The 14,922-nt window shown below is 43.7% G+C and carries 12 protein-coding genes; 1 reads left to right on the top strand and 11 read right to left on the bottom strand.

The window, feature by feature from the left end; genetic code table 11:
* Window positions 1-4 precede the first annotated feature (4 nt).
* From apt to L8S15_RS06320, 4 genes are all read right to left on the bottom strand, one after another.
* A complete protein-coding gene (apt, locus tag L8S15_RS06335; protein WP_010436920.1) occupies window positions 5-550 on the bottom strand; it encodes an adenine phosphoribosyltransferase in 546 nt (181 codons plus the stop codon).
* 163 nt (window positions 551-713) lie between these two features.
* Window positions 714-1,085, bottom strand: coding sequence for a YbaN family protein (locus L8S15_RS06330; protein ID WP_029189203.1), 372 nt, complete (start codon window positions 1,083-1,085; stop codon window positions 714-716).
* Window positions 1,086-1,159: 74 nt separating this feature from the next.
* Entirely contained in the window at window positions 1,160-1,297 is a 138-nt protein-coding gene (locus L8S15_RS06325; RefSeq protein WP_004734169.1) for a hypothetical protein, read from the bottom strand.
* A 148-nt stretch (window positions 1,298-1,445) separates the two neighbouring features.
* Entirely contained in the window at window positions 1,446-2,549 is a 1,104-nt protein-coding gene (locus tag L8S15_RS06320; protein WP_280572113.1) for a response regulator, read from the bottom strand.
* Window positions 2,550-2,777: 228 nt separating this feature from the next.
* On the opposite strand from L8S15_RS06320, the gene L8S15_RS06315 reads away from it, so the two are divergent.
* A complete protein-coding gene (locus tag L8S15_RS06315; protein WP_004734167.1) occupies window positions 2,778-3,653 on the top strand; it encodes a LysR family transcriptional regulator in 876 nt (291 codons plus the stop codon).
* Window positions 3,654-3,848: 195 nt separating this feature from the next.
* On the opposite strand, the gene purF is transcribed toward L8S15_RS06315, so the two are convergent.
* The 7 genes from purF to L8S15_RS06280 all read right to left on the bottom strand — a co-directional run bounded on the left by purF (window position 3,849) and on the right by L8S15_RS06280 (window position 14,856).
* Complete coding sequence (gene purF, locus L8S15_RS06310) at window positions 3,849-5,363, bottom strand: amidophosphoribosyltransferase (RefSeq protein WP_010436912.1); 1,515 nt, start codon at window positions 5,361-5,363, stop codon at window positions 3,849-3,851.
* Window positions 5,364-5,396: 33 nt separating this feature from the next.
* Window positions 5,397-5,888, bottom strand: a complete 492-nt coding sequence (locus L8S15_RS06305) for a CvpA family protein (protein ID WP_009848678.1) — start codon at window positions 5,886-5,888, stop codon at window positions 5,397-5,399.
* Window positions 5,889-5,949: 61 nt separating this feature from the next.
* Window positions 5,950-6,525: an SPOR domain-containing protein gene (locus L8S15_RS06300; protein WP_010436902.1), complete on the bottom strand. Its 576-nt coding sequence runs from the start codon at window positions 6,523-6,525 to the stop codon at window positions 5,950-5,952.
* Window positions 6,526-7,788: a bifunctional tetrahydrofolate synthase/dihydrofolate synthase gene (gene folC / locus L8S15_RS06295; RefSeq protein WP_016767511.1), complete on the bottom strand. Its 1,263-nt coding sequence runs from the start codon at window positions 7,786-7,788 to the stop codon at window positions 6,526-6,528.
* Window positions 7,789-7,830: 42 nt separating this feature from the next.
* Window positions 7,831-8,757 carry an acetyl-CoA carboxylase, carboxyltransferase subunit beta gene (gene accD / locus L8S15_RS06290; protein ID WP_010436898.1) on the bottom strand — a complete coding sequence of 309 codons (927 nt, stop codon included), beginning with the start codon at window positions 8,755-8,757 and terminating at the stop codon, window positions 7,831-7,833.
* Between the two features lie 176 nt (window positions 8,758-8,933).
* Window positions 8,934-9,728, bottom strand: a complete 795-nt coding sequence (gene truA, locus L8S15_RS06285) for a tRNA pseudouridine(38-40) synthase TruA (protein WP_016783795.1) — start codon at window positions 9,726-9,728, stop codon at window positions 8,934-8,936.
* A gap of 145 nt (window positions 9,729-9,873) precedes the next feature.
* Complete coding sequence (locus tag L8S15_RS06280) at window positions 9,874-14,856, bottom strand: FimV/HubP family polar landmark protein (RefSeq protein WP_280572107.1); 4,983 nt, start codon at window positions 14,854-14,856, stop codon at window positions 9,874-9,876.
* Window positions 14,857-14,922: the final 66 nt, after the last annotated feature.

Below are 14,922 nucleotides of genomic sequence, written 5' to 3'. Positions count from 1 at the left end.
AGGATTAATGACCGTCGAATTCGCAGATGCTAAACACTTCTAGACCTAGGCCTTTTAAGCGCTTGTCACCACCGATTTCTGGAAGGTTAATTACAAATGCAGCATGCTCTACCACACCACCAAGCTGACGAATCAACTTTGTTGTTGCTTCAATCGTACCGCCAGTTGCAAGCAAGTCATCGACCATCAGTACTTTATCGCCTTCAACGATAGCGTCGGTATGGATTTCTAATGTATCTGTGCCGTACTCTAGCTCATAAGATTGTGCCACTGTTTCGCGAGGCAGTTTACCCGGTTTACGAACAGGGATAAAACCAACACCAAGCTCAAGTGCCAAAGGCGCACCAAATAGGAAACCACGAGCTTCAGTACCAACAATCTTAGTAAAGCCCATATCCTTGTATGTTTCCGCCAGCAGGTCGATAGTCGCTTTGTAAGCTGCAGGATCTTCCATCAAGCTTGTCACGTCACGGAACAAAATACCTGCTTTAGGGTAATCAGGGATACTTTTGATGCTAGCTTTGATCAGAGAGATTTTTTCTGTGTTCATAATCTTATGCACTTCATTAGGCCACTTTCCAAACTCTCGTTAACGAATCAAACAAGTTAACGCACGAAACCAAGGAAAGGTACGATTGGTATTCATTGCAACGAGAGTCATAACTTTCATTGCTGAAATAATAAACGCCCGCTAAATAAGCAGGCACACTGGCTTAATGGTAGTGATTTTCTTTGCTGTCAGCAACCAACTCATGAGTTGGAAGTCGCATAAACCATGTGAGAAGAATAACAAGTACGCAAATTAGGAAAGCCTTGACCCAAATGATAGGAGCAAAGTAGATGGATAACGCAAAACTCAACAAGATAAAGAATACGCCACGCGTTTTAACTTGTTTGGTAACGGCACCGTATTGATACCAATTGTTCAGTAAAGGGCCCAGCGTTTTGTGCTCATGCATCCATTTATGAACTTTCGGATTGCTTCGCATGAAGCAGGCGCTGGCAAGAAGGAGAAAAGGAGTGGTTGGCAGAACGGGCAAAACTATCCCTAGAACTGCGAGAAATATACAAAGGCCACCAGCAATATTGAGGCTTAAAACTCGAACGCTAATTGTGGCCTCCTTGAGTTAACTATATTAGTTTATCTAAGATAGCTTCACTAGAATGTTGCGTAACCATTGAATACTCGAATCAACGTAAGGGTTGCTGGTAATAATGGGATCGCTAAAAATGCGGCTAAAAATCCTAGAAAGTAGAATACATTAAACGGGTCTTGAAAGTCTTTGTTATCTGCCATGATTACTTCTTGTTTTTGTTAGTAAAGGTAAGTGTGTGGCGAACCAAACCCTCTTTGCTAAATCAACATTTAACAAAAAAGGCATAGCCACACCATTTGCGCAACTATACCTTAATCAATTATTCACAAAAACCGAGGAAATATAGGGTTAATCAGTAGACCGTTGGTGTATGTCTAAGCTAAAACTTGCCGATCCCAGTAAGCTCATTGACAACTGGCACCCTTTTTCAATCGGCAGATCCCTTGTAATAAAATTCTTCTTACAGTTTTCACCTAAACGCTCACCTGCAGCAATGTGTTGATTCACCTCACCGTTTGACCACCGCCCATCTAAACCCGCAGGTAAGATAGAGATAGTCCCTTCAGCAAGATTAGCCACACCAAACAAAGCATCAACTGGCGTAGCGCACTTAGAGCAATGAATCCCTTTCTCCAAAACCTCAGCAATATCTTTGAGGTCAACATTAAAATCTTTTCTATTCCTGATGTAATCGTGGAATAGAGCTCTCACCAGTAAGGTCGTCGCGGAGCCTCCATTATCAGAAGAAGACGAATCAACGAGATAAAAAGCAAACTGCCCGTTCATCAGCCACGCGTAATCAAACACAAGTGGCATCATTTCTGTTGATTGCAACAATCGATAACTACAGCGCCACGCTCCTTGTCGTGTATCTTTTTCCGGAAGTAGCGCATGCAATAGATCTTTTGCTGCACTAGGGTTGTCTTGCAAGTAATTCAAGTGCCAATGTAATTCTTGATCTTCAGGGATTTCTCCTCCGTCATCTACCGAAAACCATTGGCTCGAAAAGTCTCGTTGGTCTGAAATATTGTCAAACGAGTCTTTGAGTGTATTAGCTATCGCGCTACCTAAATGGGCGTGATCCTCTAACGGTTTAGCTAAAAAGTCTTTAATGCCAAATCGCAATGCTTTAGCGACATCTGACATGTCGTCTGTCGCTGACACAACAATCATAGGCAATGATGGATACTCTAAGCTGAGCTCTTCTACAAGCTCGATGCCATCCAAAATTGGCATTGATAAGTCACACACAATTAAATCTGGTGCTGAATCCCTAAGCTTTTGCAAAGCATCCAGTCCATTCTCAGCCTCAACCACTTTATAACCAATCGCATCTAAATACGCGCTGGTTATACGGCGAAAAATGGGGTCATCATCAACCAACATGACACATTTTTGGTTGATCATCTCCTGAGCCGAGGTCATTACTGGCTGACTGTAAGTTTTGTACATAATCTTTAACCTCACAAAACTAAGTCGAATTATTATTGTTATCTGTTCCAAGAACTAATATAAAACTTAGTAATAAAATGCTAAATACACAAATTTGCACTCTTTACTGGTAATTCGTGACGAGGGTTGGAATACTTGTAAATAGTGCAACGAGTTGACGTAACGCAAACATTGATCTCACTGTTACGTATAAATTAGATGAGATTGTAAACAAATGTGTCTGGATTTATGAAATTAGATGATTTAAACCTCTTTCGACTTGTCGTTGAAAATGGAAGCTACACCGCAACATCACGCAAAACTATGATTCCGGTTGCGACCATCACACGACGCATCCAAGCCTTAGAAGACTCTTTAAACCTAAGGCTTCTCAATAGACACGCGCGTAAACTCTCTTTGACAGAGGCTGGCGAACGTTTTTTCAATGAGTGCTCTCCGTTACTGCAACGTCTGTCTTCTACTGCAGAAGAGCTCACTGATGTGTGTAAAGGTGCTTCAGGGAAGATCCGTATTACCGCTCCCTCCAACCTGACTAAGCGCATGATGATGCCGATGTTCAGTGAATTCATGACTCAATACCCTGATATCAATATTGAGCTGATGATGAACAACCAAGCCGATCAGCTTGACCCAACGGAGTGGGACGTAATTTTCAGAGTCGGTCCGCAACGTGACTCAAGCTTAATCGCGAGAAAAATCAGCGAAGTGAAAGATATTCTTATCGCAAGCCCTGATTACTTGGCTAAGAACCCTGCACCAAGTCACGCTGAAGAGTTGGCAAACCATTCGTTGCTCAAAGGCTACCCATTGATTAAGTGGCAGCTGAGTAATTCGAATGAAGAGACCGTCGTTAATAGCGAGAAAGGTCGTTTCAACGCCAATGCATTGAATGTTGTCAGACAAGCGTGTTCTGAAGGCCTAGGTATCACCCTAATGCCTGATGTCATGATCCGTGAATACATTGAAGACGGCAGCTTAGTACAAGTCTTAGAAGACTGGAGCGCTAACCCTCGTGATATTTACATGCTTTATAACCACAAAGACCATTTACCTGAGAAGGTTAGATTGTTTATTGATTTTGTGATCGCATACCACATTCATTAATACTAATCCCATTCCCCGCAAACAAAAAAACCAGAGCTGATGCTCTGGTTTTTCTTTTTAGCCCGCTAACACTGTGGTTCGTTATTAGTGAAAACACTTGATTGTTAGCGAACACACTTTATTAATAATGGAATCGCTTTACTGCTTACGAAAGTGCTTTACCACTAACAAAAGTGATCTGTTGCTAACGAGAAACTAAGCGCCTTCGTTATGCAGCTCTAAGTTCGCTAAGTCTTGCTGGATTTCACGTTGAACCTTTGAGTCGTCATTACGCAAAGAATCTAGGAAGTCTAGGTACGCTTGGTCAATATCGCCCGTAACATACTCACCGTTGAATACTGAAGTATCGAAACGAGAGATATCTTGATTACCCATGCCGACTGCAGAAATAAGGTCTGGTAGTGTTTGGAAAATCAAAGCGTCTGCGCCAATCTGCTTACAAATCGTTTCATTATCACGACCATGAGCAATCAGCTCTGTCGCGCTTGGCATATCGATGCCGTAAACGTTAGGGAAGCGTACTTCTGGAGCGGCTGAAACCATGTAAACTTTGTTTGCGCCTGAATCACGAGCCATCTCAATGATCTGCTCTGATGTCGTACCACGAACAATAGAATCATCAACCAGTAGAACGTTCTTATCTTTGAACTCAGAACGAATAGCGTTGAGCTTACGACGAACTGACTTCTTACGCTGTTGCTGACCAGGCATGATGAACGTGCGGCCAACGTAGCGGTTTTTCACGAAACCTTGACGGTATGGCTTGTTAATCGCTTGAGCGATTCGCAACGCGATATCATTCGATGTTTCTGGAATTGGAATAACCACGTCAATGTCCAAGTCTGCGTACTCTTCCTTAATACGTTTACCTAGCATCTCACCCATCTCAACGCGCGCGCTGTAAACTGAGATTTTATCGATGAACGAGTCAGGACGAGCAAAGTAAACAAACTCAAAGATACATGGATTTAACTGTGGGTTATCTGCACATTGCTTAGTGAAAAGATCACCGTCGAATGTTGCGTAGATAGCTTCACCAGGAGCAACGTCACGCATAAAGTCAAAACCAACAGCGTCTAACGCTACTGACTCAGACGCAACCATATACTCTGTTTTACCATTAACTTCACGCTTACCAAGACACAGCGGACGGATGCCATGTGGGTCACGGAATGCGATCATGCCGTGGCCGATAATCATTGCCGTTACGGCGTAAGCACCACGAATAGTGCGGTGCACGTTCGCTACTGCGCGGAAAACGTCTTCTGAAGTCACGTTACCTTTAACGGTATCGATCTCATGAGCTAATACATTCAGTAGAACTTCAGAATCAGAGGTTGTATTCACATGACGACGGTCTTTCTCGAATAATTTCGCACGAACTTCATTTGCGTTCGTTAGGTTACCGTTGTGCGCCAACGTGATGCCAAAAGGAGAGTTTACGTAGAAAGGCTGAGCTTCAGAAGCACTTGAACTGCCCGCTGTAGGATAGCGAACGTGACCAATACCCACTTCACCTTGTAAGCGCTGCATGTGTTTTGCTTCAAAAACATCTTTTACTAAACCGTTCGCCTTACGCAGACGGAAACGATTGCTTTCTATGGTACAAATACCAGCGGCATCTTGGCCACGATGCTGCAATACCGTTAAAGCGTCATAAATAGACTGGTTTACAGGTGTTGAACCCACGATTCCAACAATACCACACATGTCCTAATCCTCGATTTTCGACATTAACTGGCGCTAAAGCGCGCCAGATAAGAAACTAGATGTTGCTTGTAAATGCTCGAAGAACGGCGCAATGATTCGACTAAACTCCGGAACCAATTGCGAATTCTTCCACCACTCAGAACTTGGGAATGCAGTAAACGCATCCATGAAAAACAACACTGCAGAAACAATCAAAACACCACGTAAGCCACCAAAGACGACACCGAGGATTCTGTCTGTACCCGACAGGCCTGTTTTCTGAACTAGTTGACCGATGACATAGTTAACTAAGGCACCAACAACTAACGTCGCAACAAACAATGCTGCTATCGCAGTTCCGTTTCGAAACATCTCATCTTCGATATTGGTGAAGTACATGGCTAATTTAGCGTAGTACTGGCTAGCAATAAAAAATGCTCCAAACCAAATAACAAGTGACAACGCTTCTTTAGCGAAACCGCGAACTAAACTGATCACGGCAGAGAAGCCGATCACGCCTAAAATGACAAAATCTAACCAATTCATGAATTCTTCATCTTAAGTTGGCGCGCATTTTAACAGAAAAAATGCTGACGCAAACGTTTTCTTATGGATTTAACGGTTTAAATTTGAGCAATTGGCCTTTTGAACCCGTAATTTTTTCTAATTCCTTAATTTGTCGCTCAAGTTTGGATTTAGAGACATCCGGGCCAATAATTACTCGCGTAAAAGTTTTTTCTTGTTTGGTGTGAGCCTGGTAACCACGCTTTTGTAAATCCTTAACAACATTTTTTGCGTTGTCAGCATTCTTCAAAGCCATTAATTGAATAAGCCAAGCACTGTCTTGGTATTCATTTTTTTCTGGTACAGGTTTCACCACGACTGCCACTTTGTCTGCTTCTTTATTGTTTGAAGTCGACGCCATTTGCGTATCGGATTTATCAGCACCGCCACTTTCAACCACTTGCTCAACCGGAGAATCCGGTAATGCAATCTGATCTTCAACAGGGTCGAGCACTTCAAAAACCTCAACATTACTATCAAGCTCAGGTTTAATCGGAATGCTTGCAAACTCTTCTTTGTAGTGGAGCTTCTTACCATCAAGCACATCGGGCAATACAATCACGCCAATGGCCACTAAAATGATGGTGCCGACTAATCGGCTTTGGAATTTACTTGCCATTTAGTTTCCTTTTTTCTGCCAGTGCTCCAACACTTCACCAACGGTATGGAAAGAACCGACCACCAACACAACATCATCACCTTGAGCCGAAGCTAAAGCCGCTTCAAACGCCGCAACAGGAGTTGTATGCTGCTTTATACCTTCAGGCAAGCTTTGACACAATTCCGCCGCCGTTGCAGCTCGTGGGCCTTGCAGTGAAGCTGGGTACCAATGTGTTGTCATCGGCGCTAATACTTCCAATGTCGCGGGGATATCTTTGTCATGAAGCATAGCGACAACAACGTGTAAGTTTTTTCCTGCGTACGTCTTCTCAACTTGCTGTGCAAAATATTCGGCCGAATGCGGATTATGCGCGACATCAAGCACAATCACGGGGTGTTCACTAATTTGCTGCATGCGTCCCGGGAGCTGAGCATTCTTCAAACCGTTCACCACGTTAACATCGCTAATAGTCAGATCTGAAGTACCTAGTGCCATTAATGCTGTTGCTGCATTAGGTAATGGTAGGCTTGGAATAGGCAGTGATTCCAATTGAAATGCACCACTGCGCCAATTCCACACATCACCATCTACATCATAAGCATATTGAATACCCACTTGATAGAACTCAGCCTTAATGTCATCAGCGTGCGCAGCAACCGTCGCAGGTGGCTTGGGTTGACCACAAATAGCAGGTTTACCACTACGATAGATACCCGCTTTTTCAAAGCCAATCACATTGATGTCGTCACCCAACCAATCAACATGGTCGACAGCCAAACTGGTAATCACAGAAACATCATGTTCAACGATATTGGTCGCATCTAGACGCCCGCCTAGACCCACCTCCAATAACACAACATCAACCGTTTCTGTTTGAAAAGCGCGTAACGCCGCCAACGTACCATATTCGAAAAAGCTAAGGCTGATTTCGCCACGCTCTTTCTCAATGAAATCGAAAGACTGAACCATCTTTTCGTTGGATAGATCTTGGCCGTTAATACGAACACGCTCGTTATAGCGAATTAAGTGAGGAGAACTGTAGACACCAACTGAGTAACCAGCGTCCAACAGAATCGCTTCCATCAGAGCACACGTTGAGCCTTTGCCATTGGTTCCAGCAACGGTAATAACGTGTTGAGCAGGTTTGGTGAGCTTTGCCTTAGAGGCGACGGCTTGAACTCGGTCTAAACCAAGATCAATAGCACTTGTGTGGATGTTTGATAAATAATCAAGCCACATCTCCAAAGAGGATGTGGCTTGAGGAATAGGTTGTTGACTCATCTAACTCATAACCATGATTAAGTAGGTTTGTTAGATGGTACTTTACCCTTTTTCTGGCGCTTCTGGTACTTCATAAGTAGCTTCATTCGGTGAATCGTTCACAGAAACTACCAATGGTGAAGGCTGGTTGGTCATTTTAGCAACAAGGCTTGCAACACGCTGACGCATTTCACGACGGTCAACGATCATGTCGATAGCACCGTGGTCTAGTAAGAACTCACTGCGTTGGAAACCTTCAGGAAGGTCTTCACGTACCGTTTGCTCAATTACACGACGTCCAGCAAAACCGATAAGCGCTTTTGGCTCACCAATATTGATATCACCAAGCATGGCCAAACTTGCAGAAACCCCCCCCATTGTTGGATCAGTCATTACTGAAACAAACGGTAAGCCTTTCGCAGATAAACGCTCAAGAGCAGCACTGGTTTTCGCCATTTGCATTAGAGACATAAGCGCCTCTTGCATACGAGCACCACCACTTGCAGAGAAACACACTAAGCCGCAATTGTTTTCGATAGCTGCATCAACAGCTTTCACAAAACGTGCACCTACCACAGAGCCCATTGAACCACCCATAAATGAGAATTCAAACGCACATGCTACGATAGGTAAACCAAGTAGTTCGCCTTTCATTGCCACTAATGCATCTGTCTCACCGCTGTTTTTCTGTGCAGCAGAGATACGTTCTTTGTAGCGCTTAGAGTCTTTAAACTTAAGTTTATCTTGTGGCTCAAGATCAGTGCCCAGTTCAACACGCTCACCTTTGTCTAGGAATGTATCCAGACGGCGACGTGCCTTCATGCGCATGTGATGGTCACATTTTGGACATACTTCTAGGTTACGCTCTAGTTCAGCATGGTAAAGAACCTGCTCACAAGAAGTACATTTAGTCCAAACCCCTTCAGGGATAGACGCTTTACGAGATGTTACGATGTTGCTTTTTTCTAAAATCTTTTCAAGCCAACTCATGGAAGACCTTTTTGTTTCGATTCTTCCGCTTGATTGCGAAAGAAATAAATTTGGGAATTATGCGTGGGAATTAAAGCACATAAAACAGCGACTGTAGATAAAAAACTGGTTGTACCTATTTTCTGTGACTATTTTACGCACGAAACCGTAATATTTTTTGAACCTAAGTCTCACATTTAGTTCAAATTATCCGGTAAAAATAGAGGGCCAATTGGCTCTCTTGGTAGATCAAAATGTTCAGGATAATCAACATCTACCAGATACAAGCCTTCCGCTTTTGCGGTCGCACCTGCAACTTTTCGATCTTTTGCTTCTAAAAGCCATTGGATCCACTCTGGTTTCTGCTCACCTTTACCTACCGCAATTAAGCTACCAGTGATATTCCTCACCATATGATGGACAAACGCATTCGCTTTAATATCGATCACGATGTAGTGTCCATGACGAGTCACGTTTAAGTGAATCATGTTTCGCCATGGACTGCGAGATTGGCAATGTGTTGCTCTAAACGACGTAAAGTCATTTTCACCAAGCAAGTACTGACCCGCTTCGTGCATTTTTTTCTCATCAAGGTGACCATGATAATGACTCACTCCTGAATTTAAAATGCCAGGGCGTAATGCGTGGTTAAAGATAATGTAACGATAGCGACGAGCTGTTGCTGAGAAACGAGCATGAAAATCTTCATTCACTTCTGTAGCCCAACGAACCGCAATATCTTTTGGCATATTGGCATTCGCGCCCATTGTCCACGCTACCATTTTGCGATCGACATTTGTTTCAAAGTGAACGACTTGCCCCGTACCGTGAACACCAGCATCGGTTCGACCTGCGCACATAACTTCTACCGGGTGATTCGCGACAACTGAAAGAGCCTTTTCCAATTCTTCTTGGACACTTTTCACGTCTCGTTGGCGCTGCCAACCAAAGTAGTGGGTACCGTTATATTCAATACCTAAAGCAATTTTCATGTTCTTGTTCTCTTTGAAAATGGGCCGAGAAGTATATACGGAAATGAGTGTTAGCCCAAATGAGATGGAGTTAAAACTGCAATAAACAATCACCAGCGCCCTAAAGTAAAGGGTAGCCAACGCTACCCTTTATGTTTGATTTAATTTATCGGCCGTTTAACGTATCGATGAGGTTCTTTGCCTCTCGGCGAATATCATCGCTGCCGTCTACTATCGCCTCTTCCAAGAGCTTAATAGCTCCATGAGGATCACTCATCTCGATATAGATTTTAGCCAAATCAAGCTTACCAGCAGCTTCAGCGTTGCTGTCCACATCAAAATTACCAATATCACCAATGACATCAGGGAATTCATTTAGGCCAACGTCCAATTTTAACTCTTCATCGTCTGGATTAATGACTTCTTCACCTTCTTGCTCTACTTGAGCCATTAGTTCATCAATCGTCATGTACTGCTTATCACGACTGTTGCCTGATTCGGTTAGGTTGTCTTGTTGAGCCCAATTCTCTTCTTTGATCTTCGGTTCAGCTTGCTGTTCAGCCGACGCCCAAATCTCTTGTTGATCATCAGGCACATCATTATGCATGCTCGATTGTTGCTCTGGCGCTAGGTTAAAGCCTTTCCAATCTTCACCGCCAACTTCAAGCATGGCATCAATATCAAGTCCTGCACTATCAATTGAGGTCGCATCCAGTGGTTTGTTGAACATGTTGTCGACAGAGTCTTGAACATCTTCAGAAAGCAATTCAGCTAATGCTGTTTCATCAAAATCATCAAAGCCTTCAAGTGGCTCGTCTTGAGTCAACGCTGTGTTTAAGTCTTGTCTTGGTGCTTCACCCGCAGAAGTCATCGGTTGAGTAAAGTCTTCAACTTCAGGTTCTTCTGTATCAGAGAAATCATCAGCTTGACTAAAGCTTTGTGGGTTAGAGAACAAGTCATGCAATGCGTCTTGCTCTTCACCTTGCGGGCTAAAAGAAGTTAACGGCGTTGGTTTTTCAGCAAAGGCATCTGATATAGCTTCATCTTCACCGTATTCCGGCAAATCAAATTCATCTAATTCTACGCCTTGTTCTTCAGCGACTGGCTCGTCACTACTTTGTTCAATGTCATCAAGAACAGAATCCGCTTTGGCACTCTCTTCATCGTACTCAGGAAGGTCAAGGTCATCGAACTCGAACGTCTCTGTACCATCAGATAAGTCTTGCTCTAACTGTGCTTCGTCCGGTTCACTAACTGCTTCCGCCAACGCATCTTCTTCACCAAACTCTGGAAGTTCAAAATCATCAAACGAAAACTCTTTTTCGCTATCTGATCTCGCCATTTCAGTTTGTGGTGCAGCTTCGGTTTGAGGTTCTGCGGTTGGTTGTGAATCAGTAACAGGTGCTGTTGGTTCTGGTGTTATTTCAGTGTTAGCCTCCGCTAATGCATCTTCTTCGCCAAACTCAGGAAGCTCAAAATCATCAAAAGAGAACTCTTCTTCGCTGTCTGATGGTGTAGCTTCTATTTGAGGTGCAGATTCAATTTGCGGTACAGCGTCTAGTTGCAATTCAGTATCGAGTTGAGAGTCAACAACAGGAGCTTCTAATTCTGGTGTGACTTCAGCATCAGCTTCCGCCAATGCATCTTCTTCACCGAACTCAGGCAATTCGAAATCATCAAAAGAGAACTCATCTTCGCTGTCTGAGGAAGTAGTTTCAGTTTGAGGTACAGATTCAACTTGTGGTGTGGTTTCCGTTTGAGGCACAGCACCGCTTTCAGGTGCAGCGTCGAGTTGAGAGTCAGCAACAGGAGCTTCTGATTCCGATGTTACTTCCGCGTCAGATTCCGTCAATGCACCTTCGTTAATTGTATCCTCTCCAATCAGCCAATCGTCATCCTCTGGTACACCAAATTCATTGGGAATGATCTCTGGCATATTCGCAGCACGAACTGGCTCTGGCTCTGGCTCTGGCTCTGGCTCTGGCTCTGGCTCTGGCTCTGGCTCTGGCTCTGGCTCTGGCTCTGGCATGGATTCAACAACATTCTCTAGCTCATCGCTACCTTCAATTTTCGGTTCAAAGTCAAAATCAGAGTCAATGTTCTCTGGAGATTCGACATCGTCGATCGCTTCTGCTAGCCAATCTTCAACCGTCTCTTCATCGTCTTCAGAAATATCATTCAAAGAAGGCGGAGCAACGTGGTTTTCAAGACTAGGCGCGGTGTCTTCACTACTGTCTTGTGCGGCTGACTCGCCTTGTTCAGTTCTGTGTTGACTAGGTTCTTCCTGCTCTAGCTCATCATAAACTGGTGCTTCGAGATCAGAGTTTTCAGATAGCAGTGAATCTATATCCAGTTCGTCATCTTCAACAGACGACACGCTCTCTTCTGGTAAGGTTTCAGTAGCATCCGGAAGAGACGTTTGTTCTGGCTCTGAAATATTATCAATGAGATCTTCAATTGGCTCTTCAACCGCTTCCTGTAAAGCACTGTCATCAGACGTCATCAACTCATCAACCAACGCTTCGTCAGTTGTTTCTAGTGCATCATCTAGCAATGCATCCGTTGCAGGCGCTACGCCAAACAAATCATCGATAAAGTCATCACTGTTAAACGCTTTTTCACTTTCAGCCGGAACATCAACATCGTTTTCAGCAATTTCCGAATCTAATGATTCATCGTTGGTTGAAGGTTGTTCAGGCTGCAGTGTTTCACTTGTATCGGTTGTTTGTGCTAACTCAGCTTCTGAGGACTCAAGTTCAGTTGGTTGATCGGTTATCTGTTCAGGCTCAACGTCTGAATCGGTAAGAAGGTCATCACTGGTTTTGTCTAAATCAAACGCGGTGTCCAACTCTTTATCAAACGTCAATTCTTCTGATTCAAGCTCGTCTTCAATACCACTGGTTAGTAAGTCATCAAACGGGTCTAAAGATTCAGTGACCGGCTTATCTGTTCCATCGGTTGAAAGATCGTCAGCTAATAATTCGCTATCAAGAAAATCATCAAGTAAATCTGTACTCTCAGCATCAAGCTCAAAGTCATCACCATCAGAATCACTGATCAATTCATCCAAGGTTTCTATACTGTCTTCTGCGATGTTTAGTTCATCATCGGTTGATAGACCAGAAAGCTCCTCCAGTTCAGATAAAGCATCAAAGCCCAAAGGTTCGCCAGAATCCTCATCTGATTCATCTTCTAGCATTTCGTCAAGCAGGTCAGTTGAGTTACTTAGATCAACATCATTTCTTGATAATTGTTCATCCAGTAGGTCAACACTGTCTGGTTCTTCTTCACTTTCTAATGGTTGATCAAACTGAGCCAGAATATTTTCAATATCATCATCAGACGCTAAACCGCTGTTAAGATCAGAAGCAATCTCATCATCGCTATCTAGGTCAAAAGGATCATTAGCTCCATTGTTCTGCGCTGCGACTTGAGCAAAGATGTCATCAATATCATCTTCTACACTAGGAACCGCAGGTTGTGAGGTCTGCTGTTCAGAAATCAAAGCATCGATATCAAATTCATCGTTGCTCACATCGGCTGGTTTAGCATCGCTCTGTTGCTCTGAAATAAGCGCATCAATGTCGAAGTCATCAGTTGCTGGCATGTTTGTGCTAGAAGCCGAATCATTTTGCTCTTCTGAAATCAACGCATCGATATCGAAACTGTCATCATCTTCATCATCAAGCGCAAACAGATCATCAAGTAGAGATTGGTCTAGCTCATTTGAGCCTAAATCTTCTGTTGCGGATTCTTGAGATAGTAACGCCTCAATGTCATCAGCAGACATTGTATTGTCATCCGAAAGGTCAAAATCACCATCATCCGAATCAAGTGCGCTTTCTGCCGTTTTATCAAGCGCACGTTCCATCTCTTCAAGGCCAAGTGCTTTTTCTTCAGCGTTGACACTGATGCCGTTACTGCTGTCTAAGTCCAGCTCGTCGAAGTTGGTATCTAAGTCACCGTTATCACCGATGCTGGCAAATGGGTCATCATCTTCACCGTCAAGGTTGAAGTCGAGATCAGACTCTTCTAAACCCGCAAATACATCGTCTTCTTCTGCAAGTGCTTGGTCATCAAACAACTTATTGGCGTCATCTTCAGTACCAAACAACTCATCATCTAGAGATAGATCGTTGTCAAAGTCATCCATTTCATCGCTAAGAGCGATAGGCGCTGCGCTGCTTGGCTCTGGCTGAATAGGTTGATCTTGAGAGGTTTGTTGCTGTTCATCATTTTTAGAACGACGACCTAACAACATCACAATAATCAAACCAAGTAAAAGACCCGGAATAATCGCAAGGGCCGCAACTAACCAACCATTAGATAACAGTTCGTCCATCGCACTCGGTGCCATTTTTTCGATTTCAGCGTTCTTTCTACGCTCTTCATCAAGTAGCTTTTCGACTTCGCTGCGAATGCGGTCTTCATCACTGAGTTCTGTTTTTAGTTCATCGACTTCCGATTGGACATTCGACAACATCAAACGAAGTTGGTGGTTTTTCTCTTCAAGTGACAACAACTCTGTTTCTGAAAGCTCTAACTGTTTCTCTAGCTTGTTCATCTCCTGGGTTGGAGCTGAGTTGGCTAGAGAGGACTGGGTTGGAGACAATGGCTTTTTAACGGTTTCTGCAGCGCTGACTTGTTTGGCTGGGGCAACATTGTTTGCGCTTTCAGGAATCGGCGCCTTTGGCTTCGAAGCTGCAGGCTTAGTCACAGGAGCGTCAAGCTTAGCAAGGTGCGAGTTCATGATGTTGATAGCTTGCTGCGTCGAGCTAGCACGTGTTTGCTCTAAAGAAGGAACACGTAAATTACTGGCAGGCAACAAGCTATGGATATTCTGATTTTCAAACGCTTGCGGGTTTAAGCGATAAATAGCCAACAAGGTTTGTTGAACTGAAACAGAGTTATCAGGGCGTAGCTTTGAGGCAATAGACCACAAAGTTTCTGAGCCACGAGTTGGACCATAGAAACGAGAAGGCTCAGCGCTATTCGACTGCGCTCTTTGAAGAGGTTCTGAAAACGTAGGCGCTGATTGTATCTGACCATTAGGCCCTACAACTCGAATGGAATCTGCACGAACAACGGAAATCTGAGTCGCAATGATAAAGGCAAAAGGCATTAACCACGGCTTGAAAATTTGAAACATAAAAGGCTCAGCTAGGTGCTTAAATTCGGAAAAGTGATGATCTATTAAATATATCGGATAAATGAC

The organism is Vibrio sp. S/42/10 (genome assembly GCF_029890535.1).
Taxonomy (GTDB): domain Bacteria; phylum Pseudomonadota; class Gammaproteobacteria; order Enterobacterales; family Vibrionaceae; genus Vibrio; species Vibrio cyclitrophicus.
Note: the sequence above shows the minus strand (reverse complement) of the source record. Positions and strands in the feature narration are given on the sequence as shown.

Coding starts and splice junctions, on each gene's coding strand:
- L8S15_RS06315 (WP_004734167.1), top strand. CDS start 2,778: ATGAAATTAGATGATTTAAACCTCTTTCGACTTGTCGTTGAAAATGGA.
- purF (WP_010436912.1), bottom strand. CDS start 5,363: ATGTGTGGTATTGTTGGAATCGTGGGTTCAACACCTGTAAACCAGTCT.
- L8S15_RS06305 (WP_009848678.1), bottom strand. CDS start 5,888: ATGAATTGGTTAGATTTTGTCATTTTAGGCGTGATCGGCTTCTCTGCC.
- L8S15_RS06300 (WP_010436902.1), bottom strand. CDS start 6,525: ATGGCAAGTAAATTCCAAAGCCGATTAGTCGGCACCATCATTTTAGTG.
- L8S15_RS06320 (WP_280572113.1), bottom strand. CDS start 2,549: ATGTACAAAACTTACAGTCAGCCAGTAATGACCTCGGCTCAGGAGATG.
- truA (WP_016783795.1), bottom strand. CDS start 9,728: ATGAAAATTGCTTTAGGTATTGAATATAACGGTACCCACTACTTTGGT.
- L8S15_RS06325 (WP_004734169.1), bottom strand. CDS start 1,297: ATGGCAGATAACAAAGACTTTCAAGACCCGTTTAATGTATTCTACTTT.
- accD (WP_010436898.1), bottom strand. CDS start 8,757: ATGAGTTGGCTTGAAAAGATTTTAGAAAAAAGCAACATCGTAACATCT.
- folC (WP_016767511.1), bottom strand. CDS start 7,788: ATGAGTCAACAACCTATTCCTCAAGCCACATCCTCTTTGGAGATGTGG.
- apt (WP_010436920.1), bottom strand. CDS start 550: ATGAACACAGAAAAAATCTCTCTGATCAAAGCTAGCATCAAAAGTATC.
- L8S15_RS06280 (WP_280572107.1), bottom strand. CDS start 14,856: ATGTTTCAAATTTTCAAGCCGTGGTTAATGCCTTTTGCCTTTATCATT.